The sequence below is a fragment of the Nocardia sp. NBC_00403 genome (assembly GCF_036046055.1).
Classification (GTDB): Bacteria; Actinomycetota; Actinomycetes; order Mycobacteriales; family Mycobacteriaceae; genus Nocardia.
This window is the reverse complement of sequence record NZ_CP107939.1, coordinates 4,169,124-4,190,911: the sequence shown is the minus strand read 5'-3', so window position 1 is coordinate 4,190,911 and position 21,788 is coordinate 4,169,124. Positions and strand designations below refer to the sequence as shown.

Annotated in this window: 24 protein-coding genes; 14 read left to right on the top strand and 10 right to left on the bottom strand. The window is 65.0% G+C overall.

Features of this window, described 5'->3' with window-relative positions:
- Positions 1-353 precede the first annotated feature (353 nt).
- Entirely contained in the window at positions 354-794 is a 441-nt protein-coding gene (locus OHQ90_RS18670; protein WP_328412197.1) for a hypothetical protein, read from the top strand.
- 359 nt (positions 795-1,153) lie between these two features.
- Here OHQ90_RS18670 and OHQ90_RS18665 read toward each other — a convergent pair whose 3' ends face one another.
- The 3 genes from OHQ90_RS18665 to OHQ90_RS18655 form a co-directional block, all read right to left on the bottom strand.
- On the bottom strand, positions 1,154-2,209 hold the full coding sequence (locus OHQ90_RS18665) for a DUF899 domain-containing protein (RefSeq protein WP_328412195.1): 1,056 nt from the start codon (positions 2,207-2,209) through the stop codon (positions 1,154-1,156).
- 338 nt (positions 2,210-2,547) lie between these two features.
- The gene (locus OHQ90_RS18660) at positions 2,548-3,090 is read right to left on the bottom strand and encodes a hypothetical protein (RefSeq protein ID WP_328412194.1); all 543 of its coding nucleotides are present in this window, start codon (positions 3,088-3,090) and stop codon (positions 2,548-2,550) included.
- A gap of 178 nt (positions 3,091-3,268) precedes the next feature.
- Positions 3,269-3,613, bottom strand: a complete 345-nt coding sequence (locus tag OHQ90_RS18655; protein ID WP_328412192.1) for a hypothetical protein — start codon at positions 3,611-3,613, stop codon at positions 3,269-3,271.
- A 425-nt stretch (positions 3,614-4,038) separates the two neighbouring features.
- On the opposite strand from OHQ90_RS18655, the gene OHQ90_RS18650 reads away from it, so the two are divergent.
- Positions 4,039-4,683 carry a DUF4097 family beta strand repeat-containing protein gene (locus tag OHQ90_RS18650; protein WP_328412190.1) on the top strand — a complete coding sequence of 215 codons (645 nt, stop codon included), beginning with the start codon at positions 4,039-4,041 and terminating at the stop codon, positions 4,681-4,683.
- 56 nt (positions 4,684-4,739) lie between these two features.
- Here the strand turns inward: OHQ90_RS18650 and OHQ90_RS18645 are convergent, their stop codons facing one another.
- The 3 genes from OHQ90_RS18645 to OHQ90_RS18635 all read right to left on the bottom strand — a co-directional run bounded on the left by OHQ90_RS18645 (position 4,740) and on the right by OHQ90_RS18635 (position 6,646).
- Positions 4,740-5,195, bottom strand: a complete 456-nt coding sequence (locus OHQ90_RS18645) for a GNAT family N-acetyltransferase (RefSeq protein ID WP_328412188.1) — start codon at positions 5,193-5,195, stop codon at positions 4,740-4,742.
- A gap of 399 nt (positions 5,196-5,594) precedes the next feature.
- Positions 5,595-6,317, bottom strand: a complete 723-nt coding sequence (locus tag OHQ90_RS18640) for a cation transporter (protein WP_328412186.1) — start codon at positions 6,315-6,317, stop codon at positions 5,595-5,597.
- Entirely contained in the window at positions 6,317-6,646 is a 330-nt protein-coding gene (locus OHQ90_RS18635; protein ID WP_328412184.1) for an ArsR/SmtB family transcription factor, read from the bottom strand. Before OHQ90_RS18635 ends, OHQ90_RS18640 begins: the two co-directional genes overlap by 1 nt.
- Before the next feature lie 180 nt (positions 6,647-6,826).
- On the opposite strand from OHQ90_RS18635, the gene OHQ90_RS18630 reads away from it, so the two are divergent.
- From OHQ90_RS18630 to OHQ90_RS18580, 11 genes are all read left to right on the top strand, one after another.
- The gene (locus OHQ90_RS18630; RefSeq protein WP_328412182.1) at positions 6,827-7,210 is read left to right on the top strand and encodes a hypothetical protein; all 384 of its coding nucleotides are present in this window, start codon (positions 6,827-6,829) and stop codon (positions 7,208-7,210) included.
- A 233-nt stretch (positions 7,211-7,443) separates the two neighbouring features.
- Positions 7,444-8,310, top strand: coding sequence for an SAM-dependent methyltransferase (locus OHQ90_RS18625; RefSeq protein WP_328412180.1), 867 nt, complete (start codon positions 7,444-7,446; stop codon positions 8,308-8,310).
- A 210-nt stretch (positions 8,311-8,520) separates the two neighbouring features.
- Positions 8,521-9,708 (top strand): Ig-like domain-containing protein, encoded by a 1,188-nt coding sequence (locus tag OHQ90_RS18620; RefSeq protein WP_328412178.1) that lies wholly within the window; start codon positions 8,521-8,523, stop codon positions 9,706-9,708.
- Positions 9,709-9,988: 280 nt separating this feature from the next.
- Complete coding sequence (locus OHQ90_RS18615; RefSeq protein WP_328412176.1) at positions 9,989-10,681, top strand: class I SAM-dependent methyltransferase; 693 nt, start codon at positions 9,989-9,991, stop codon at positions 10,679-10,681.
- A gap of 658 nt (positions 10,682-11,339) precedes the next feature.
- Positions 11,340-11,576, top strand: a complete 237-nt coding sequence (locus OHQ90_RS18610; protein WP_328412174.1) for a hypothetical protein — start codon at positions 11,340-11,342, stop codon at positions 11,574-11,576.
- A complete protein-coding gene (locus OHQ90_RS18605) occupies positions 11,570-11,977 on the top strand; it encodes a glycoside hydrolase family 3 N-terminal domain-containing protein (protein ID WP_328412173.1) in 408 nt (135 codons plus the stop codon). The genes OHQ90_RS18610 and OHQ90_RS18605 overlap by 7 nt, the downstream gene beginning before the upstream one ends.
- A 34-nt stretch (positions 11,978-12,011) precedes the next feature.
- Entirely contained in the window at positions 12,012-13,610 is a 1,599-nt protein-coding gene (locus OHQ90_RS18600; protein ID WP_328412171.1) for an MFS transporter, read from the top strand.
- Between the two features lie 518 nt (positions 13,611-14,128).
- On the top strand, positions 14,129-14,527 hold the full coding sequence (locus OHQ90_RS18595) for a TOBE domain-containing protein (RefSeq protein WP_328412169.1): 399 nt from the start codon (positions 14,129-14,131) through the stop codon (positions 14,525-14,527).
- Positions 14,528-14,538: 11 nt separating this feature from the next.
- On the top strand, positions 14,539-15,318 hold the full coding sequence (gene modA, locus OHQ90_RS18590; RefSeq protein ID WP_328412167.1) for a molybdate ABC transporter substrate-binding protein: 780 nt from the start codon (positions 14,539-14,541) through the stop codon (positions 15,316-15,318).
- Entirely contained in the window at positions 15,315-16,130 is an 816-nt protein-coding gene (gene modB, locus OHQ90_RS18585; RefSeq protein ID WP_328412165.1) for a molybdate ABC transporter permease subunit, read from the top strand. The genes modA and modB overlap by 4 nt, the downstream gene beginning before the upstream one ends.
- Complete coding sequence (locus tag OHQ90_RS18580; RefSeq protein ID WP_328412163.1) at positions 16,127-17,176, top strand: ABC transporter ATP-binding protein; 1,050 nt, start codon at positions 16,127-16,129, stop codon at positions 17,174-17,176. Before modB ends, OHQ90_RS18580 begins: the two co-directional genes overlap by 4 nt.
- 245 nt (positions 17,177-17,421) lie before the next feature.
- On the opposite strand, the gene OHQ90_RS18575 is transcribed toward OHQ90_RS18580, so the two are convergent.
- The 3 genes from OHQ90_RS18575 to OHQ90_RS18565 all read right to left on the bottom strand — a co-directional run bounded on the left by OHQ90_RS18575 (position 17,422) and on the right by OHQ90_RS18565 (position 19,180).
- Positions 17,422-17,826, bottom strand: a complete 405-nt coding sequence (locus OHQ90_RS18575; protein WP_328412161.1) for a pyridoxamine 5'-phosphate oxidase family protein — start codon at positions 17,824-17,826, stop codon at positions 17,422-17,424.
- Positions 17,827-17,867: 41 nt separating this feature from the next.
- On the bottom strand, positions 17,868-18,233 hold the full coding sequence (locus OHQ90_RS18570) for a gamma-glutamylcyclotransferase family protein (RefSeq protein ID WP_328412159.1): 366 nt from the start codon (positions 18,231-18,233) through the stop codon (positions 17,868-17,870).
- Between the two features lie 479 nt (positions 18,234-18,712).
- The gene (locus OHQ90_RS18565; RefSeq protein WP_328412157.1) at positions 18,713-19,180 is read right to left on the bottom strand and encodes a hypothetical protein; all 468 of its coding nucleotides are present in this window, start codon (positions 19,178-19,180) and stop codon (positions 18,713-18,715) included.
- Positions 19,181-19,910: 730 nt separating this feature from the next.
- Between OHQ90_RS18565 and OHQ90_RS18560 the strand changes: the two genes are divergently transcribed.
- A complete protein-coding gene (locus OHQ90_RS18560; protein ID WP_328412155.1) occupies positions 19,911-20,270 on the top strand; it encodes a hypothetical protein in 360 nt (119 codons plus the stop codon).
- 532 nt (positions 20,271-20,802) lie between these two features.
- Here OHQ90_RS18560 and OHQ90_RS18555 read toward each other — a convergent pair.
- Positions 20,803-21,708 (bottom strand): MBL fold metallo-hydrolase, encoded by a 906-nt coding sequence (locus OHQ90_RS18555; protein WP_328412153.1) that lies wholly within the window; start codon positions 21,706-21,708, stop codon positions 20,803-20,805.
- Positions 21,709-21,788 lie beyond the last annotated feature (80 nt).

Below are 21,788 nucleotides of genomic sequence, written 5' to 3'. Positions count from 1 at the left end.
TTAGGTAGTCGGTGTCGTCTCTGGTAGCGCGCTTCTCCTCGAACTCGATCCCACCAGCCGCACCGATCTCGAACATGCCGCCGCGTGCTCGCCCTTGATCTCGACGAACATGCGCGCGTCCCGCTCACGCAACTCCTGCGGGCACTTCTTCGAACTCGATACGACTCCATCCTTCCCAAGAGATGAAGTGATGTTCTCTGTACATACCGGGGCAGTTCAACGGATGATTTCGTTTCAGCGTTGTTCGGCATCACACGGTGCGTATAGTGAGAGAGCAACGTCGCACCATACTGATCAGCCGAATGCATTACGCACAGAAGAGAATTCGTGCGCGACAGAAAGGGTGGTTAGACATGGCATTCATACCTGCCGGCGTGTATTCGATCAGCCGTTCCGGGAACCGCCTCCTCACCTTCGAACACGGGGCCGAGAAAGGTTCGCCCGCAGTTCTTTTGCCGCCGACCGGCCAGCCCGGAATCCAGGAATGGGAAGTCCGAATCGACAGCAACGGCAATGTCACAATCCGCAACCTCCAGAGTCAGACCTATCTGGGCTACGAGGCCGATCCGCAGCTGAATATGCCAGTCGGCAGCTACCCGGAGCCTCGGGAGTGGGCGCTCTACCAGAGCGCCGAGCCGTTCACCTTCCATGTCGTCGTCCCTGGCGGACCCATCGAAGGGAGGGAATTGACCTTGGACGAGAGCTTGTTGCGAATATATCCGCCGCGTATCGCACTCCGGCCACTCGATGTGCACGATTTGCGACAGCCGTGGCGTTTCGAGTTCCACGAGTAGCGATAACCTGAGCAATCCGGGGCCGTGGTGACGAACCGCGGCCCCGACTGGTTACGACTACACCAGCTCCAGCACCCCCCACCTGAGACTTTTCTCAGCGGCGACTGCGCGGCAATCGATAAATTGAATTATGGAGCCGAGTTTCGCGCCTTCCCGATCCATGGACAGCCGGGCCGAAATTACCGTCGCCTTCGATGGATCCACACCCGCACGCTGAACTACGATGCCGAGCGGCCGTTGCTTTGGTAGTGCCACTTCACCTCGAACACAACGTTTTCGGTAGTTGCTCACCTCGTATTCGCCGTACCCGCTGCTGGCGGTCGGGACGGTATCGGCGGCGCGGACGGTCTGGGAATCGATCACGGCCGCGGTCGGCACTGGGCCACGCCCGTCGGCCAGACGCACACGTTCACGCAGCGCTGCGTAGATCCGGCACCACGCGCGCGGGCCGGCGAAACAGGGCGTAGACGGTCTGGTGCGGCGGGACGTCGGCCGGCAGGGCCCGCCAGGCGATCCCACCGCGAACCAGGTAGAAGATCGCGTCCAGAACCAGGCGCCGGTCCAACTTTTCGGGTTTGCCGACGACGACGACGAAGGCGTGTCAGTGGTGGCCGTGCCGGCCGAGGGTCTCCACGGGGGTCGCGCCGGGGCGGGTCCACTGCGGCACGGGGCGGCTGGTCGGGCCCCAGGTGGCAACACCGTTGGCCGTCCGTGCGCCAGTACCAGCAAATCGGCGAGCCATGTCCACCAACCGGCGAATCGGCCTGAGGGGGCTCGGGCCAGCCCTCGGGGTTGTCCTCCCACGCCTCGCGGCGGCCGTAGGGCGTCATGTCGAGCAGGCCGAGGGACCCGTTGATCGGCTCGTTGCCACGGCCCGTCGTGGAGTAGGTGAGGAACACGTGGTCGCCGTCGCGCAGGAAGCAGGTGATGTAACCCATGCTGCCGCCGACCGGCTCGTCCATGTCGCGCACCGAGTACCAGGGCTGGGTGTAGCCCATGAACTCGATGTAGGAGGCCACCTCGTCCCAACGGCCCGTGGTCAGGATGGCGAACGAGACGCCGCGGGCGTTGAGGTAGACGGCGTCCTTCAGGTGCCAGGCCGTGGTGGTGCAGCCCTCGCACTGCCCCTGGTGTGGTGCGCCGTCGTACCACATGTGCTTGTAGACCACGAGTTCGTCGCGGCCCTGGAACAGGTCCAGGAACGGGACCGGGCCGTCGGGTCCGACGACCTCGACCGTCCCGTCGAGCTCCACCATCGGCAGCCGGCGGCGGGCCGCGGCGAGGGCGTCGCCCGCGCGGGTGTGGGCCTTCTCGCGGACCAGAAGCTCATCACGGGCGGTCTGCCAGGTGGCGAGGTCGACAACGGGCGGGCGGGCAGGCAGCGCGGTGGTCGGGTCGTTCGGCGTGGTCGTCATGGTGTCCTCCGTGGTGTCTCATACCGGGCAGAGTCGTACGACGTCCTACGACGCTCACCAGAACAGACTCGCGACCCGAGCGAAACTCATCGCAGCAGAGGGCGCCATCGGCCGAGCCTGCACGGACCACGTCAGCCTGACAAGTTCACAGACGCGCTCTAAGTACGACGAGCTGCTGCCTTCGCGCCGCACGATCGATGCATCGAGCCCCAGTGGACGGCGACAGCCGGGTCAGCCTGACCGTATCGTGGCCAGGCTGACCCGCCCTGAACCTCGGCGGTCAGAGGCCTAACCGCACTGGCAGGCTGATGGTTTTCCGACCGTCCATGGGTGGATAGTCAGCTGGCGCAGGCAGACGACTGGATGTTGGCCAGCGACAGGGTCTGGCAGGCCCACTGCTTCTGGACCTTCCACCTGCCGTTTTCGGCGACGAACGGCACGTCGGCGATGTTCTCCTGGCCGTTGACGGTGAGCTTGGCCTTGGCGTTGAGGGTGTCACCGACGGGAGCGGCGACCTCGGTGACCTCCACCTTGGCACCGGTCTGCGTGTAGGCCTCGGCGAGGCGGCTCGGCAGATCCGGATCATTCTCGGCGCCCTGAACCATCTCCCGCTTCTCGGTGTTCGGCACGTTCGGGTCCAGCGCGTGACTCAGTAGGGTGTTCAGGTCGGCGGCGGTCGGGGTGGGCGGCAGCTTGTCGGCTGCGGGCGCCTTGACGCTGGTGGTCGCCTTGGTCGAGTTGGCGTCACTCTTCTTATCGTCGCTTCCACAGGCGGTCATGCTCAGGGCGGTGACGATGGCAAGACAGGCGAAAGCAATCCGTCCAGTGTTCTTCAACTGCTCGTCCTTTCCTTCGCGTTCGAGTGGGTTCGTTCCGATCACACGAGGCAGTGGCCACCCGAGCGGCGGCGCTGCACGAGGAACTCAGGCTACCCGCCAGATGTCCCTCTACCAGCTGAAACGCCACTGCCACACCGAGCCGATCCGCCGGGCCACGGCCACAGCCTGGATCTACAAACGCGATATCCGCCGGGGTCAGGGTGAAGTCTGGAAAAACTCCTTAGTTCGCGCCGGGCTCGGGCCACGCCGGCCCGGCCGCGGTGAGCGCATCCAGAATCCGGCGGACCGCCGCCGGATCCGCATCCGCGATGGCCGCGACATCCTCGGCCGGCCACGGCCCCGACCCGTGCCGGGCGACGATGTCGCGGATCGTACGCGTGACCTCCAGATCGTGCGCCTGCTCGGCCATCGGGCGCAGCTCGGCCAGCAGTCGATCGAGCCATTCCGCATCCGCGCCACTTCGGCCGGGGCGGGCTCGTTCGGCACGCGACACGAGATCGTCGAGCACGACGGCGATCTGTCGAATCAGCTCACCGCGCGCCGCATCGTCCTCGGCCGTACCCACCCTCCGAGTGTGCGCCTCGAACTCGGATAAGTTCTCGCAATTTGTATGAGCGTGAACTCAGGCTGCGGGAGTCTTCCTGTGCTGGAAGGTCGGCTCGGAGTTGCAGATCTGAGCGCTGAGGTACCAATCCACTGACATTCCGGGCGAAGGCAGGCTCCACCAGGACCCAGGTTCACCATCCGCACTCGTTGGGATGGTCGAACCGGCGGCGCATGCCCATTTCAGCTTGCACGGTGAGGCCATCCCCTTCCGAGCACCGTGTCAGTGAGCCTGTCAGGTCGGTGTCAGGTCGGTGTCAACCCGGCCGGTGAAAGTAACTCCTGTCAACAGCACAGCAACCGCAACCCCCGGGCCACCGAAGCCATCCGGGGACGAACCCAGTTCACACACCGCACCTATCGCACACGTTCAAAGGGAGTACAGCCATGCCCGCATTCGCGACACCGGAACCGATCACCCTCACCGTCGAGGTGCTCTCCGCTGAGGTCCGGGTCATCGCCTCCGACCGTAGCGACACCGTCGTCGAGGTCCGGCCGGCCGATAAGTCCAAGACCGGTGACGTGCGCGCCGCAGCACACACCCGGGTCGATTTCACCGCCGGCACCCTGACGGTGACAGCACCGAAGGATTGGCGGACCTACACCCCGTTCGGTGGTAACCCGTCGATCGAGGTGACCATCGAGGTGCCCACCGGCTCCCGACTGAAGGCCACCGCCGCGGTGGGCCGACTGCTGGGCACCGGTGGACTCGGTGAGTGCGACCTGGAGATCGCCGCCGGCGACATCACCGTCGAACGCCCGCTCGGTTCGGTGACAGCGAAGGCCGCCAAGGGTGACATCCGTATCGACGAAGCCTCACGCGGTGTGCTGCGGCTGGAAACCTCCATGGGCGAGCTGGAGGTGGGTATCCGCGCGGGCAGTGCGGTGCGGCTGGAAACGAACACCCTGCACGGCACCGTGCAGAACGTGATGGGACCGGTCGACCGGCCGCGGGACACCACGGACATTGTGCGGGTGGACGCACGTAACTCGTTCGGCAACATCATCATCCGGCACGCCACCGCCGCCTAGCGCGGTAGGCGGTGGGCATGCGGCTCGGGGATCTCCGGCGAGGTGTCCGGCACCAACTAGGGAACGTCGCGGCTCGCGATGTCCAGCCGCATAGCTACCGCGTCGATACCGGGGGCGAAACCATCACGCTCGGTCCGGGTGGTCACGAAGCCCAGACGTTCGAAAAACGGGCTGGAACGTTGGCTGGTCTCCAGGAGGACACACGATGCCGAGCCGTCTGCAGAAATCAGGTGCAGGCGCTCGTGGAGCAAATAGGCCCCGATACCTCGACGGTGTTCGGACCTGCTCACCATCCCCCAGCACAGCGATGACGAACGGTCGGGGCGGATCACCCATCCGCCACATGCCACGATGACACCGTTTTCCTCGATGACGTGGTAGGAGCAGCGCGGGTTGTCGAGGAAAGTGTCGAACTCCGAAATCTCGTGGGGCGCGAAGAACTCAGGCGTGTTGCTGACAAAGATGCGCAGGCACTCGTCCTTGTCTCGTTCGTGGTATTCCCTGATCTTCACTCAGTGCACTCCGATCGATTGGTAGGCGTGTTGGGAGTATCGCACTGGTTTCTCGGAGTTATCGGCCGGTCGGACCCGGTCCTCAACAGCTCGGACACCGGCTGAACCCACTCGGTGGCACCAGCAGCCATGACCAAGCACGCCTGCCCCGTCGCCGTGTGAGACATCGCCCCAGGCACTGCCTTAAAGAGAAATGTCGGCAGGGATCTGCTCCCGGCCGATATTTCTGTTTGGGCCATGCCCGGAGCTACGCGACTTGTGCGTGGTGGTCACAGTCGTGGCAGTACCACTCGGGTTCGCCGGCTATCCGAGCCGCGTGCAGCAGCTCCCCGCACTCGTGGCTTCCCTGCACCAGCTGGAGAACCGAACCCCAACAGTGGTTCTGGTCTGGACGATTGGTCAGTCACAGCAATCGCAGTTGTGCGTGTCTGCACCTCCGCTGGTCATGGCGCCGAGGGTGGTCGGTGACGGGCAGCAGGTATCGCCGCGCCAGGCATTGATGCCTTCCTTGACCGCGATCGCGGCGATGACCAGAGCCGCGATCGGGTCGGCCCACGACCAGCCGAGCAGGCTGTTGAGTAGCAGGCCGACCAGCAGCACCGCCGACAAGTACGTGCACAGCAGCGTCTGCTTGGAATCGGCGACCGCGGAGGCGGAACCTAGTTCACGTCCGGCGCGGCGCTGCGCGGACGACAGCATCGGCATCACTGCCAAACTCACTGCAGCCAGCACGATTCCGATCGTCGAGTGCCGGGCTTCCCCTACTCCGAGCAGGCCACGCGCCGAGTCCGCGGCGACGTAGGCGGCCAGGGCGAAGAAGGAGAAGGCGATTATCCGCAGCGCGATCTTCTCCCGCTTCTCGGGGTCGCGGCCGGCGAACTGCCAGGCGACCGCCGCGGCGGAGGACACCTCGATTACCGAGTCCAGGCCGAATCCGATCAGCGCGGTCGAGGAGACCCGGGCGCCCTCGCTCAGGGCGATGATCGCCTCGATGACGTTGTAGGTGATGGTCGCGGCGACCAACCAGCGGATCCGGCGCGACAGCACCGCCCGCCGCTGTGGTGAAGGACGGAGTGCGATGGCCGTCGGCGGCAGCGACGGCAGCCCCAGCGGAGCCGACATCAGCAGCACCCCTCCGAGTCGGCGACCGGGCAGCACGCCGGATCGACGGCCAGCACCAGCCCGAGCAGATCACCGAGCGCGGCCCCGATGCGCACATCGGCCAACTCGTAGCGGTTGCGCCGCCCCTCGGGAACCGCAACGACCAAGCCGCACCCTCGGAGACAGGCCAGATGGTTGGACAGGATCTGGCGCGTCACCCCGATCTGCTCGGCCATGTCCGAGGGATAGGACGGGCCGGTGCGCAGCCTCAACAGGATCTGGGTGCGGGTCGGATCCGAGAGCGCGTGACCGAACCGGGCCAGCGCGTCACTGTGCAGTAACGTCTCCACACACAAACCGTACATCAAAATCTGTATTCAGTGGGAGATGAACTATTGTTCCAGCTGGATCGGCAGCGCTATACGGTCAGCGCAAACTCGGCATGGGATGTCTCGAGCCGCAGCCGGTCTCCACAAACCCCGCGCCCACAGCCATGTAAGCCATATTGGACACAACGGGAAGGACGACTGATGACCGAGACCAACCCCGGCGACGGCACTGAGCCGGAAGCGATAGCAGAGAAACCGATCACCTGGGAGGCACTCAGAGCGCAGCAGCCCGGCGACGCCGAACGCGCCGCTCTGCAAACGAGCTTGGTTGGACGGGCCCGCACGGTGCAGCGAAACGGCTGGGACGACTACCGCCATGCGTGGCCCAATGGAGAGGTGGCCGGCGTTGCCTACTTGCTCGGTGACACCGAGCTGCTCGCCGAACTCGACGAGACCGAGGGCACGGTGCTGAGCCGGTTCGCCGGAGACCTGTTCGGGTTCAACGGCGCCGGCAAGGACATCAAGGCCGGACTGCCCGCCACCCAGGCATGGTTCGCCGCCGCCCGCGCCCAGTTGCGCGACTAGCAAGCCGGCCACCCCGGGGTACAACCCGGCCCCATCCATCCGTTCAACGAGGGAGAACAGGAACGGGCAAGCTGCGGCTGCCACCGCTACACCTCCCCCTCCACCGGAGGATTTCACCCCGCCGACCGCGCCTTCGGTGGAGTGAACGCCGCTATGGGGTTGATTCATGGAGGATTCCGCTGTCGCGGTGCGCTGGAATGACCGAGCTCGCCGCGATCGGTACGTTGGCGAGCATGCGCACAGATGGAGATTCCTGGGACATCAATACCAGTGTGGGATCTACGGCGTTGTTCGTCGCGGCGGCTCGCGCGCTGGGCGGCCGCGCGGCCGATGCGCCGGCGCAGGACCCGTTCGCCGAGCTCTTCGTGCGGGCCGCGGGCGGGGAGTGGGCCGACCTGCTCGACGATCGAGTGCCCGACCATCCATTGCTGACCCCCGAATTCGGAATTCAGTTTCAGCAGCATCAGGTCGCCCGCACCCGGTACTTCGACGATTACCTCTACGCGGCCGCGGCCGCCGGCATCCGGCAGGTGGTCATCCTCGCGGCCGGCTTGGACGCCCGCGCGTACCGGCTGCCGTGGCCCGACGGCACCGTCGTCTACGAGCTCGACCGGCCGCAGGTGCTGGAGTTCAAGTGCGAAACTCTCGCCCAGGCTGGGCGCCAGCCGAGCGCCGAGCGCCATGAGGTGCCGGTGGACCTGCGTGAGGACTGGCCGAAAGCGTTGTGCGACAGCGGCTTCGATCCTGCCCTGTCGACTGCGTGGCTGGTGGAGGGCCTGCTGATCTATCTGTCGCCGGCTGCACAGGACCAGCTGTTCGACGCCGTCGTCTCGCTCAGCGCGCCCGGTAGCCGGGTCGCGATCGAGCAGATGGATCCGCTGCCCGCGGAGGCCGCCGCCTCGATGGCCGAGCGCGGCGACGCGGGCTCGGACTGGGTGCGGTTGATCTACAACGACCCCCACAGTGAGGTCACCGAGTGGTTCACCGACCGCGGGTGGACCGGCGAGCGCGTCTACCTCAACGACTACATCCGCGACCTCGGCCACACTCCGGCCGCCGAGCAGTCATTGATCAGCCTGGTCACCGTCGTGCGGCCCTGAGCCGGTTTCAGCTGACAGGTCGCGCCGGCGGACCGTGTGACCGTCCGGGTCTTGCAGACCGCCATGACCGTCTTGCCCGATCGCGGAACGGTGTCGGTTGTGCGACGGATCGGTGGAGATTCCGCTCGTTGATGCCCCAGCAAGCGCCTAGCTACCACATGCTGACGGGCAGAGGTCGGCCCTGCTGCACCCAGTGAAGGGAGATACGCGGTGGCATTGGGACGTCGTCGGCTACTGATCGGCTTCGCCGGTACGGGTGGCCTCGCCTTGGCCGGATGCGGGCTGCGAGAACCCGCGCCCGCCAAACCCGCCACAATCCGATTCGATCCCCCACCCGGCACCCACGACATCGATGCACGCAGCCCCGGCATGGTCACGGTCACCGACGGGACACTGCGGTCGGTCGAATGGATCGACGAAACCGGCAGATCACTGCCGGGTGTACCGGCACCCGATCATCGAACCTGGACCAGCACCGAACCACTCGGCTACGGACATACCTACACCGCGAAAGCCGTGGCACACGGCGAAACCGGCGACGTCACCACGACGACAACCTGCACCACGGTACAACCGCAACAGCTCGTCGACGTCTCCCTGCGCTCCGCCAATCTCGTCGAGCTGGCCGAAAACGACACCTACGGAGTGGGTTTCGTGCTCGTCGCCCATTTCGACGAACCCGTCGATCGGGCGGCTGCGGAACGCCACCTGAAGGTCACCACCCAGCCAACCGTCACCGGTGGCTGGTACTGGCTCGACGATCAGAACGCACACTGGCGGCCGGCGCAATATCACGTACCGGGAACCAGGATCACGATCACGGCCGAACTCTTCGGCCGCGCGCTCGGCGAGGGCCGCTACGGCCTGCGCGACCAACGGGTGTCGGTGATCATCGGCCCCGCGCACGTCGCGATCGCCGACGACGACACCAAACAGATCGAGGTCTTCGACAACGGGAACCTGGTGCGAACCATGCCCACATCGATGGGCAAGGGCGGCACCGCGGCCGTCGGGTCGAGATATCTGTCGTTCTGGACCCGCCCCGGTGTCTACACCGTGCTGGACCGAAACGACCCGGTGATCATGGACTCCGCCAGCTACGGCCTGCCGACCAACTCCGGCGGCTACCGCACGAGCATCAACCACGCGGTCCGCATCAGCCACGACGGAATCTTCGTGCACGAACTGGCCGCAAGCATGTGGGCCCAAGGCAACACCAACGTCTCACACGGCTGCCTGAACATCTCCCCCAACGATGCCGCATGGTTCTACGACTTCGTCATCCCCGGCGACGTCGTCGAGGTCCGCAACACCGGCGGCGACCCCCTCGACATCTGGCAGAACGGCGATTGGAGCATCCCCTGGTCCGACTGGCTTCGCGGCGGCGCCCCCACGTGACACGAAGGATTGCACTATCCCTCTCTCACCGGGATTCGCAACCCAAAAGACTGCCTGCCGCGGCCGGTGCCGGTCCCCGCGCCGAGTCGGGTGCGCAGCATCCGCCGCGTCGAAGCGTCGTTCTCCACAATGCACACAGAATGTCGACGATGGCGGTGTGATCGGCCGGTGACTCGGATCCAAGGTTCGTGCCCGCAACCGCGCACCGGCTCCTGAGCAGTCCGAGCGCGTCGCGGGCCACGTCCCAAACATGCATCGGGTTCCCTGATACTTGTGGGCTATGACTAACCCTCATGATTTCGAATTCGAAGAAATCTACCGAGGTACAGGGGGCCCGTTCGGGCCGGGCGTCAAGCCGCCGTGGAGTATCGGGGAACCCCAGCCGGAACTCGCCGCGCTGATCGAGCAGGGCAGATTCCATGGCGATGTCCTCGATGTCGGATGCGGGGAGGCGGCGATCTCGCTATATCTGGCCGAGCGGGGTTTCACCACCGTTGGCCTGGATCTGTCGGCGACCGCGGTCGAGCTGGCCCGAGCCGAGGCTGCCAGGCGCGGCCTGGCCAACGCCTCTTTCGAGGTCGCCGACATCGCCTCCTTCACCGGCTACGACGGCCGTTTCGGCACCGTCGTCGACAGCACGTTGTTCCATTCGATCCCGGTCGAGTCGCGGGAGGGCTATCAGCAGTCGATTGTGCGCGCCGCCGCGCCGGGCGCGGCGTATTTCGTGCTGGTCTTCGACCGGGCCGCCCTGCCCGAAGTGCCTGAACCGGGGCCATCGCCGGTCACCGCCGACGAGCTTCGTGAGGTGGTGTCGAAGTACTGGGTGATCGATGAGATCAGGCCGGCGCGAATCCATGGCAATCTGCCTGCGGAGTTGCCGGCGGACGCGGGTTTCCGGTTCGAGGGTATGCGCGACGAGCCCAGTGGCCGCAAGTCGGTTCCGGCCTGGCTGCTGTCGGCCCATCTGGACTGATCCCGCCACCCGGGATGGTGGGTTCGTAGCCATCTGCCATGTCTCCCTGCTCCAGACGAGCATCCATTGCCATATGACAGCCGATCCACCAGCGTGCCGACGCCTTGCCAGGACCACCAAATATGAAGGGACAGTGAGCGTTTCCGCTGACTGGAGGACAACGCTGCCAACACCGAGCCCGCCTCGGCCGCCCTCGGTGACGTGGACACCCGCTCGACGACCGCATCGATCCACGAGTCCGCCGACAGGCGGACGCACAGGCCACGACGCAACCAACGGCCATGGCGGCCTAGAGGCTCCAATTCCAGGCACATCCCGACCTGGTGACCGCGCGCCCTGACCTGTATTGGCACCACGGCGCTGTCACCGCCGGTTGATACCGATACCGAGGCTGTGGACAGCAACGCGTACGCCCGCGCCAGTTCCAGCACCCGAAACCCGGCCACCGACACCGGATCCACCGATCGACAATGCCGGTGTTCACCACCCTGCTCACCCCGACGCAGATCCGCACGAGGCCTGCGCTCCGGTGCGGGTGGGCTGGACAATCACATCGAGGGCACGTCGCCGACACCAGCCCGCGTGGGGTGTCTGCAACAGTCTGCAGAAGGGCGCGGCAAGCCTTGCCCAGCTACCGACAGACCTAACGTCCACAATCGTGAGCAATAGAACTCTCCTGTCCGGTCGCCGACTGCAGTACGGCGCCCCGCGTCGCGCTGCTCGCCGTGCGCGAGCCGTACAGGCGCACGGGGTGAGCGCGTGCCCGAAGCACTACGTGGCCAACGACTCCGAAACCGACCGCTTCACCGTCGACGTCCACGTCGGCGACCGCGCGTTGCACGAGCTGTACCTGTATCCATCGAGCGGACCGTCGAGGCGGGCGCCTGGATGCTGATGGACGCCTACAACGCGGTCAAGGGCACCACCATGACCGAGAACCCGCTCCTTGACGAACCGCTCGAGGGTACTGGGGGTTTCGACGGCGTCGTGGTCTCCGACTGGACGACCGTACGCAGCACCGAGAGCGCCGCCAAGGGCACCGACCTGTGCATGCCGGGCCCGCCGTACCTGTGGGGTGAGCCGCTGGCCGAGAAAGTTCGCTCCGGCGAGATCGCCGAGTCCACCATCGACGACAAGGTCCGCCGCATCCTGCGTTTCGCGATCCGCGTCGGCGCCCTCGACGGAACTCCGCAACCGACACCGGTTTTCAACGGCTGGGAAACCGAACCGGGCGAGTTCACCGTGCACGTCGGCACCTCCGTCACCGACCTCCCCGATACCGCCTACATCTACTGACCCGAACGCAGTTCCCGAACAACGGAGTGTGGCCATGTCCACCAGTACCCCTCAACTCGACATCGACACCGGTCGCCTCGACGGTGCTTCGCGCGCACGGCTTTTCACGGTGCTGGCGGTGATCGTCCTGTTCTCCGAGATCGCCCCCATGCAGTACACGATCGTCGCGGCCGCCCTGCAGAAGATCGCACCGACCTTCCCTGGTATCGGTGCCAACATCAACTGGGCCATCATCGTTTTCGGCTTGATCGGTGCGGCCGCGTCTCCGCTGATCGGCAAGATGAGTGACGTCTGGGGCAAGAAGCGGATGTTCCTCGTCTGCGGCGCCCTGTTCGTCATCGGCTGTGTGCTCGACGCGACCACCTCGAACTGGGGCGTCTTCCTGTTCGGGCGATGCCTGCAGGCCACCGCGATCGCGACCGCGGTCATCGCCTACGGTCTGATCCGGGACCTGATGCCACGCAAGTTCGTGCCACTCGGGCTCGGCATCACCGCAACCGGCCTGGGTGTCTCCTCCATCGCCGGGCCGCTGCTCGGCGGTTTCCTCGTCGACAACTACAGCTGGCGCGCGATCTTCTGGTGCCTGGCCGGGTTCACTCTGCTGATGTTGCCGCTGATCTGGCTGATCGTGCCCGAATCCAAGCTGCGGGTCACCGAGCGCATCGACATCGTCGGCGCCGCACTGCTCTCCGGCGGCGCCACGCTGACGCTGATCTACGTGGACAAGGGCCACGATTGGGGCTGGAGCAGGCCGACCACGCTCGCCTGGCTGATCGCAGGCATCGCTCTGCTCGTACTGTTCGTCGTCGTCGAAAAGCGCGTCTCGACACCGATCATGGACATGAAGCTGCTGTTCCACCCGCGGGTCGCGCTGGTTCTGGCAGGCGCGTTGTTCGCGTCGTTGCAAATCGGGATCGTGTCCTACGCCATCGCCTACATGGCACAGACCCCCGATGTGGCGACGGTAACCGCCGGCGTGCAACAGGGCAGCCTCGCCAAGGTCCAGGCGATGACCGGTCAGCCCTTGCCGCCCGAGGCGGTCCAGGTGACGCTGGACCCGGGTTACACCTACGGCAGCGGCTATACCCTGCTGGAATTCGCACTGCGGATCGCACTACTCGGCTCTGTGGTGACGATGATCTGCGGCGCGCTCGCCGGACTCCTGGCCCGACGCATCGGCGCCCGGATCCCGCTAGTCATCGCCTTGGCCATCTTCGCTGCTTCCGGCGTTGCCTTCGCACTGCTGCCCCACACGACCACGGTGTTCCTGGTGGTGAACTCCATCTTCAGCATCGGGTTCGGCTTCTACTACGCGGCCATGCCGATTCTCATGGTCGAGGCGGTCCCGCAGGAGCAACAGGGCATCAGCCTCGGCATGCTCGGCGTCATGCAGTCCATGGGCGTGGCCATCGGTCTCGCCATCGTCACCGCGTTCCTGCACACCACCGCGATGCGAGCGATGATCACCGTCGGGGGCCAGCAGACACCGCCCACCCCGATTCCCGACATCTTCGGCGACCACGGCTACGAACTCGGCTTCTGGCTCTGCGCCATCGCGTCGACCGTCGCACTGATCCTGGCCGTGATCATGCGGCACGGCCGCACACCGGCTACCGGCGGCATCGCGCACTGACAGCCGGCCGGGTGGTCTTCGACCACCGGCCTCGTCACCGCAGCGTGAGCTCTGTCGCCAGGACCGCACGTTGCTCCGTCACCTCGAGCGTGCGCGGATCCTCCGCACCGAACACGTCGATACTCTGATCAACCTCCCACCGGCGACGTATGGCATTTGGATGACTGCCGGGACCTGCTGCGCTCGTGGTTTGCGTTGTCGACGGATGCGGAGCTGATGGTCATAGTGGGGCCACCGAGCTCGATGCCGCCGACCATCTGCGCGGACTGCTGACCGAGTTCGGCGCGCAGATTCTCATCGGGACAGCGCGGGGAATGCTGATCGAACTACTACCGCTAGCGCAATGACAGCACCGCCACATGTCTTCCGCGCCGATACCGGCGTTTCCGCGGACACCGTGAGGTCGTGTTTCGAACAACTCTCACCGCTGGTAACCAGCGCATCCGCATAGATAACGATCCGCCGAAGCGCCTGCAAGCGCCTATACATTCCGTGGATACGGCAATATGCTGCCACTCGTGTCGAATCTGCGGATCAGTGAAGTCGCCGCGTTCATGGGTGTCAGCGATGACACCGTGCGGCGGTATATCGATCAGGGCCGGCTGACCGCGATCCAACTGGACAACGGCCGCAAGGGCGTCAGCGGCCGCGAGCTCGCCGAGTTTCTGCAGGCCAACTCCGAAGCTCCGGAGCCCGGAGCCACGGTGGCTGTCTCGGCGCGGAATCGGATGCGCGGGATCGTGACGCGGATCGTCAAGGACACGGTGATGGCGCAGGTCGAGATGCAGGCCGGGCCCTTCAGGCTGGTGTCGCTGCTGAGCCGGGAATCGGTCGATGAACTCGGTCTCGAGGTCGGCAGCGTCGCGGTCGCGTCGGTCAAGTCCACTCATGTTGTTGTCGAAGTCCCAGAAAGTTGATGAGGATGAGGATGATTCGTTCCCTGAGTGCTGTTGCGCTGACCGGGGCTGTCGCGTGGACGATGGTCGGCTGTGGGTCGGACAAGTCGTCCGACCCAGCGCCCACCGACAAGGTCTCCGGCACGGTGACGGTGTTCGCAGCTGCGTCGCTGACCGAGACGTTCACCGAGTTGGGCAAGCAGTTCGAGGCCGCGCACCCCGGCGTCAAGGTGGTCTACAGCTTCGGCGCGAGCTCGGCACTGGCAGAACAGATCAAGCAGGGCGCCCCCGTCGACGTGTTCGCATCAGCAGCGCCGAAGAACATGCAGCAGGTCGTCGATGCCGGCGATATCACCGCCAAGCCTGTGATGTTCGTGCGCAACCGCCTCGAAATCGCGGTCCCCAAAGGCAACCCCGGCCACGTCACCGGACTCGCCGACTTCGGCAAGACCGAACCGAAGATCGCGCTGTGCGCCGAACAGGTGCCGTGTGGTGCCGCCGCCAAGACCGTGTTCGAAGTCGCTGGTGTCACCCCGCAGCCCGACACTCGTGAGGCCGACGTCAAAGCAGTGCTGACCAAGGTCACCCTCGGCGAGGTCGATGCCGCGCTTGTCTACCGCACCGATGTCAAGGCCGCGGGTGACAAGGTGGAGGGTATCGACTTCCCCGAGGCCGACAAGGCGATCAACGACTACCCGGTCGCACCGCTGGCCAAGGCTCCCAACGCTGCGGCCGCCGCGGCGTTCGTCGAGTTCGTCCGGTCCGACCAAGCCCACACGGTGTTCACCAAAGCGGGATTCGACAACCCGTGACCCGAGCGTCGGCGCGACGGCGGACAGCACAGGGGCGGCGACCGCTCATTCTCGTGCTGCCCGCCGTCTGCGGCTTGGCGTTCCTGTTATTGCCGCTGGCCGGGCTCTTGCTGCGTGCGCCTTGGCGCAGCGTGCCCGACCGATTGTTCAGCACCGAAGTCGGCCAGGCACTGCGCCTTTCGCTCGTGTGCGCGAGCTTGGCAACTGTCCTCTGCCTGGGGCTCGGCATCCCCTTGGCGTGGCTGCTTGCGCGCGGCGAGATACCAGGACTCGGATTCGTGCGCGCACTGGTGACCGTCCCGCTTGTCCTGCCGCCCGTCGTTGGCGGGGTCGCATTGCTACTGGTACTGGGCAGGCGCGGAATCATCGGCCGCCATTTGAATGAATGGTTCGGTGTCTCACTACCTTTCACCACCGCAGGGGTCGTAGTTGCCGAGGCATTCGTAGCGATGCCGTTCCTGGTCATCTCCGTCGAAGGTGCACTGCGCGGAGCCGACCCTCGCTACGAAGAAGCCGCCGCCACCCTCGGTGCATCGCGCTGGCTGACCTTCCGTCGGGTCACCTTGCCTTCGGTGATGCCGGGTGTGATCGCGGGCGCGGTGCTGTGCTGGGCTCGTGCGCTCGGTGAGTTCGGTGCCACGATCACCTTTGCGGGCAATTTCCCCGGTAAGACGACGACGATGCCGCTGGCGGTATATCTGGCCTTGGAAACCGATCCCGAGGACGCGATCGTTCTCAGCCTGGTGCTGCTTTTCGTGTCGGTGGTCGTACTCGCTGCGCTGCGAGACCGGTGGACACGAGGTGTTGTATGACCCTGGATGCCGAAATACGTATCACCCGAGACAGATTCGAACTCGAGGCCACCGTCACCGTGGCACCCGGCGAGGTTGTCGCACTGCTGGGTCCCAACGGAGCAGGCAAGACCACCGCGCTGCGGGCGCTGGCCGGACTCACCCCGCTCACCAGCGGCAGTATCCGTCTCGACAACAGCACTTGGGACGCACCGCCGAACCTGTTCGTTCCCGCGGAGCGACGAGCGGTCGGCGTCGTGTTCCAGGATTACCTGCTGTTCGCGCACATGTCTGCCCAGGACAACGTCGCCTTCGGGCTGCGTGCTCGCGGACAGCACCGCCGCGCGGCCCGTGACCGCGCCAGGTTTTGGCTCGACCGGGTCGGTCTCGCCGACCACGTACACGCCAAACCCCGCGCATTGTCCGGCGGTCAAGCGCAACGCGTTGCCCTCGCGCGCGCGCTGGCGACCGACCCGCAGCTGCTGCTGCTCGACGAACCGCTGGCCGCACTGGACGCCAGCACCCGTTTGCAGGTTCGCTCCGACCTCGCCCACCATCTCTCCGACTACACCGGGCATACAGTGCTGGTCACCCACGACCCACTCGACGCGATGGTGCTCGCTGATCGCCTCGTCATCCTCGAAAACGGCGTCGTCATCCAAGCCGGACCACCCAGCGAAGTCGCCCGTAGACCACGCTCCGAATACGTCGCAAACCTGGTGGGCCTCAACCTCTATCGCGGCACAGCTCACGGCAACACTGTCGACCTCGACGACGGCGGAATACTCACCGTGGCCGAACCGGCCCAGGGCGCAGTCCATGTCGCGTTCCCTCCCACCGCGGTGAGCCTGCACACCGAACAACCAACAGGCAGCCCGCGAAACACCTGGCCGGTCACCATCATCGGGCTCGAACAGCACGCCCATACCACCCGAGTCCGCCTCGACGGCAGTCCCTCGGTTCTCGCCGACGTCACCCCCGCAACCGTCGCCGACTTGCGCCTGCAGACCGGAATGCTGTTATGGGCCGCGCTCAAGGCGACCGAAATCCACACCTATCCAGCATGATGCGGCGCGACGCAACGCCGGTGGAACCCGTCCCAGTTCGTCAATATGTGGATTCGAAATATGAAAACAATGAACGTTGCTGAGTCGGAACGTATTTCAGCGCTATGGATGCCGAGGCCAAAGCAGTGGCGTTGTTCGACGAGGTCGTCGCCCGCGGCATCATCGCACCAAGAGCCAGCGAGTCCACTTCGCACGTAGTCCATTGCCTGAACCGACTTCCGAAGAGCGTCACCGCTGCGTCGGGGTCACAATTCCAGCGATGCGGAGTGCGGGTCAGCGAGTGAGATGTGGCGGCAGTCGCCGCAGCAGCCGCCGTCGGTATGTGCGTGGCTCGGTGTGGCAGCGCGGTGCAGGATCGCACGCGTAGGTGTGATGTCGAGTCGGTCATCGTGCAGTGCGCCGAGGCCGTCGACGATGAGCGAGTAGCCCGTCGGCTGCCGTGGCGCCCACAACAGAGTGATACTTGGATGAGTGGCAATGTTGCGGCGCGTATGTGGACCAGGCTCGACGATCCGGAGTCGCCCTTCCCTCGGAACCGGGTCTACTGCGACGACGTGTGGCTGGGAGTCTTCGCCGACGCTGACCAGATAGGCGATGTCGTACTGTTCGATAGCTTTCACAAGCTCGTCCAGCGTCACCTCGGCGCTCATCCAACACGATTACCGTCGCACGGTGCGGCGCTGCCGGGGTTTCACCTGCTCTGCGTTGTCTCGGGCGCTACCGATGCGAGAACATACACCCAAGCCTGGCGGCCCGAACCCAGGGGCAGCAAGACGCGGGTGTAGTCGGCAACCTCGTAGGCGTCGGCGGCAGCCAAATCCGTTGGGGTAATGGCGAATACGGTGCCGGGAACCCCGGTGGCGCCGTCTGCGGGACGCAGGACAGGGTGGCGTGCGCTGCCGCTGGTTGCGATCACCGCGGGATCGGTGATCGTCACCTCGCCGAGCTCGTACCCGGCGATCTCGTCGAAGTGTCCGTCGAGCTCACGCCCGAACACAGTGCGCTGCACCTCGGGCTGTCGCAGGGTTCCGTAGGAGAACAACCAGATCTCGGCCATGGCACCCACCTAATCAGATCTGCGCGGCGGGATATAGGTGACGCGGCTCTCAGTCGCGCACAACTACGAACCGCACACGGGAGGTGAATGTAACGGCGCGACGTGAGACGTGTGACCGGCCGGTAACAGGGCGTTCTCAGGGTTGGCTCCTGGTTGGTGTGGTCGAAGGGTCCAGGAGGGAAAGCCTGTGGTGGCAGCCGATTCCAGTACAGGAACAGACACCGTGAAGACCGTGTGCTCCTACTGCGGTGTCGGGTGCGGAATCGTGCCTCGTGACTGGGCCCCAATGGCAGGTCCACCTGAACTGGACCTGCTCAAAGGGCTCCAGTCACCGCCTGCTTGCCGGCCGGACTACGGCCTCGACGCAGCCGGCAGACAGGAACAACGACGGTTGCCGATCGGCGAGCAGAAGCCCGTCGACTGTCGGGGCGCGCCTGGACATAGGTTGTGCGTCGGCGGGTCGCCCGGCGCTTCTCCTGTCACGAGCGTTCCGTCGTTCCCGCGCCGTCGTTGCGGGCTTCGACGGCCTTGACGGTCTTTCCGAACGCATGTTTCAAGACGCCCTGGCCGACGGTTCCGACCACAACGCCGAGCACCCGTCCCGTGAGGTTCTTGCCCTCGCGCACGACGACAACATCCACATCGGTCGACCCGTCGGGCCTGCGTGTGAAGGTGTAGGTGTGGCCGGAGTGACCGCCCCACAGGTTGGAGTCGGTGGTCGTCATGACGACGCGGTTGGGGTCCGACCAGTCGTAGTGCAGGCGTTCCCAGATACCGTGCGAGCCCTCGGTGACGTCGGCCTCACCGAGGCCCTGGGCGTGCACCTCGAGGTATTGGTCGGTGCTGTTGCCGAACAGCTGTGAGCGGCCGGGCCCGAAGTCGGTGAGCGCCGCGACGAACTGCTCGGGCGTCGAGGTCGTCGTCTCCTTGAAGTGAATGGTGGACATCGGTGCTCCTTTGCTTCGACAGTCACGGGGTCAGGGTTCGAGCGTCTCCGTCGCGCCAGTGCAGGCTTTGGCGCGTCCGTGGGTGCGGTCTTGTCCGTCCCTGCAGCGGATCCCAGCCGCCACGAGCGGTGATTACGGATATTGCGGACATTGCAGACATCATGTCAAGCGGTTTCGCTATGACCGACAGGTGGCCGAGCGGGCTCTGCCGCAGAAAGTTCGCGGAGTCACCTACCCAAAACGGTGCCCTTCGGCCAAATCGGCACCGTCGCGATAACCGGTGCGACTATCTGCGGTTACTTCGCTACCGCGCTTTCTCAAAGTAGGCCCACGTGCCGAGATGCCACGCCCGATCGCGCGGATTCTTTGACAACAGGCATAACGGTTCCATAAATCACAGCCAGGGGATTCACCGTCTTCGTTTGGTCGGCGGCAGGTGTGAACAACCGCATTTTCCCCGGTTGGGTATCACTGCCACATGCCGGTCACGAGTCGGCATCGCCTATGTGTTCGATTTTCCGTGCTGCGATCAAGGTTTCCTCGAAGCTCTACATCTGACAAACTTTCCGCAACTGAAGTTATCTATAACTATCGCTAGCGGTTGTGATACTCACCCGGATGCCCTCGACGTACATCACGACACAAACTCTCGCCGACCACGGCGACACGTGAACAACGATGCCCGCAGATCCACCCCTGGCCGACCGGGGCGGCCCGCTTGGAGAACATCATGGTCACCAGAGCTTCCATCCATTCATTCGATGCCTTTACCGTCATCGGCGACCAGAGCCGGGCCGTCGCCCGTAGTCGACAGCTGTCGCGGCAGCGCAGAATCGATGACGAACTCGCACCACTGGGAATACCAGCCCTGGCACTGGGAATGATGCTGATCGGCGCCGGGTTGGCCTTCCTGCCGCTGACGATAGGGTGGGCTAGCGACTATGGCCCGCTGATGGTCTACACCGCCTACATCCTGCACCTGAGCCTCGCGATAGCGCTGAGCGTGTGGGGTGGGCGCCGGATCCGCGACCACCGCAGATTCGTGTCCTACACCAGCGATGCAGTGCAGAGCGCCCTCAATCGAAGATGAAAAGGCTCTGAGACTGGCAGCATCGCTACCACCGGCGGCACAGTCGCGGCGGACAACCTCGTCGATCGACATGGTCACACCGGGTCGCCATAGCATTCACCGAAAATCGGGTGGTATTCTGCAAGTTGCTGGTATAGGCCAGGTTTCGTGCTCAAGCTGCGCCGAGTACCGAATGACCGAGGATCCCGAGATCGCTCGAGCACGAATCTTCGTCCGAACCCTCGAAGTTCGAGCATGCGAGCTAGCGCCCCAAATCCAACGCGCGCACAGATCGAAGCCCGCCTCAGGGCCGGAGCTCACCGCCGAGCTCGTCGCGGTCCGCGGCTACATCGACCACATCCAACGCCGATTCCCCGAAACCTCCGCAGACGCATCGACCTGAATAGCTCTTACAGCCACGATCCAGAGGCGGCCGACAACCCATCGCGAACACCCAAGGGAAGCAAATGCATTGAGTCCGCCGTCGCGACGCGTCGGTCAAACGGACTGCGGATAGATCTCGGTCGTCGACTCGATCTCGGGGCTACCGACCTCAGTTGTCGCCGGTGCGATGCGCAGCGCAGAAGCAGCCGACGCCGTTGCGAATCCATTCCCGCCCGGACCATTCCGGATGTTGCTCGATCATCAGTGCCGAAACCTCTTCGGCGATAGTGTCTTCGCTCAGTGCACAGTCGCGCCGAATCCAGGTTTCGTCGCGCAGCAAACGCAGGTAATCGCCGACATCGGTGAGCAGCTGAGGGCCACCGATGTCGCCATGGCCGGGTACGACGAGGCGTGGCCGCGTGGCCGCGAGCCGGTCCATTACGGCGATCCATCCCACACCGGAGACGTCGGTGTCATGGGGTGGGAACCACGGGAAGATCGCGAACTGGGCGGCCTCGACAAGATCGCCGGTGAACAGGACGCCCTCTTCGGGCAGTTCGACGACCTGGTCGCCTTTGCTGTGTGCACGGCCGATGCCGCGCATCCGCACGATCCTGCCACCCAGGTCCAGGTCGTAGGTGCGGTCGTAGACGACATCCGGTTCCGGCAGCTGCACGCCGTCGAGGCGCCGGGCCACCGATTCGCCCAGCCCGCGGAACATTTCGAGGTAGGCCGCGCCCTTGTATCTCAGATCGTCGGCTTGTGCCCGGTTCACCAGGTAGGTCGCGGCACCGGCGAAGCTATGGGCTCCGAACGCGTGCTCGGGATGGAAGTGTGTCGTGGTCAGGTACAGGCGACGACCTTGGGCATAGTCGGCGGCGAACCTCAGCACGGTTTCGGCATTGGAAGGGCCCATGCCGGTTTCCACCACCAGGACCGCCTCTCGACCGCCGATGATGCCGACATTCGGCACGAGCGGAACCCTCCGGTCGCCGATGACCACCAGGTCTGCGGCCAGCTCGTGAATATCGGTGAGCTCGACGACGGGGTCGGGCAAGGCGAACGACGCTGTCATTTCGGATCCTAAGTCTTTGTAGGTATCTGGGGTCGGTGCTGTCGCATCCAGTTCAGCGCCAACCGATGCGGACAGTCCAA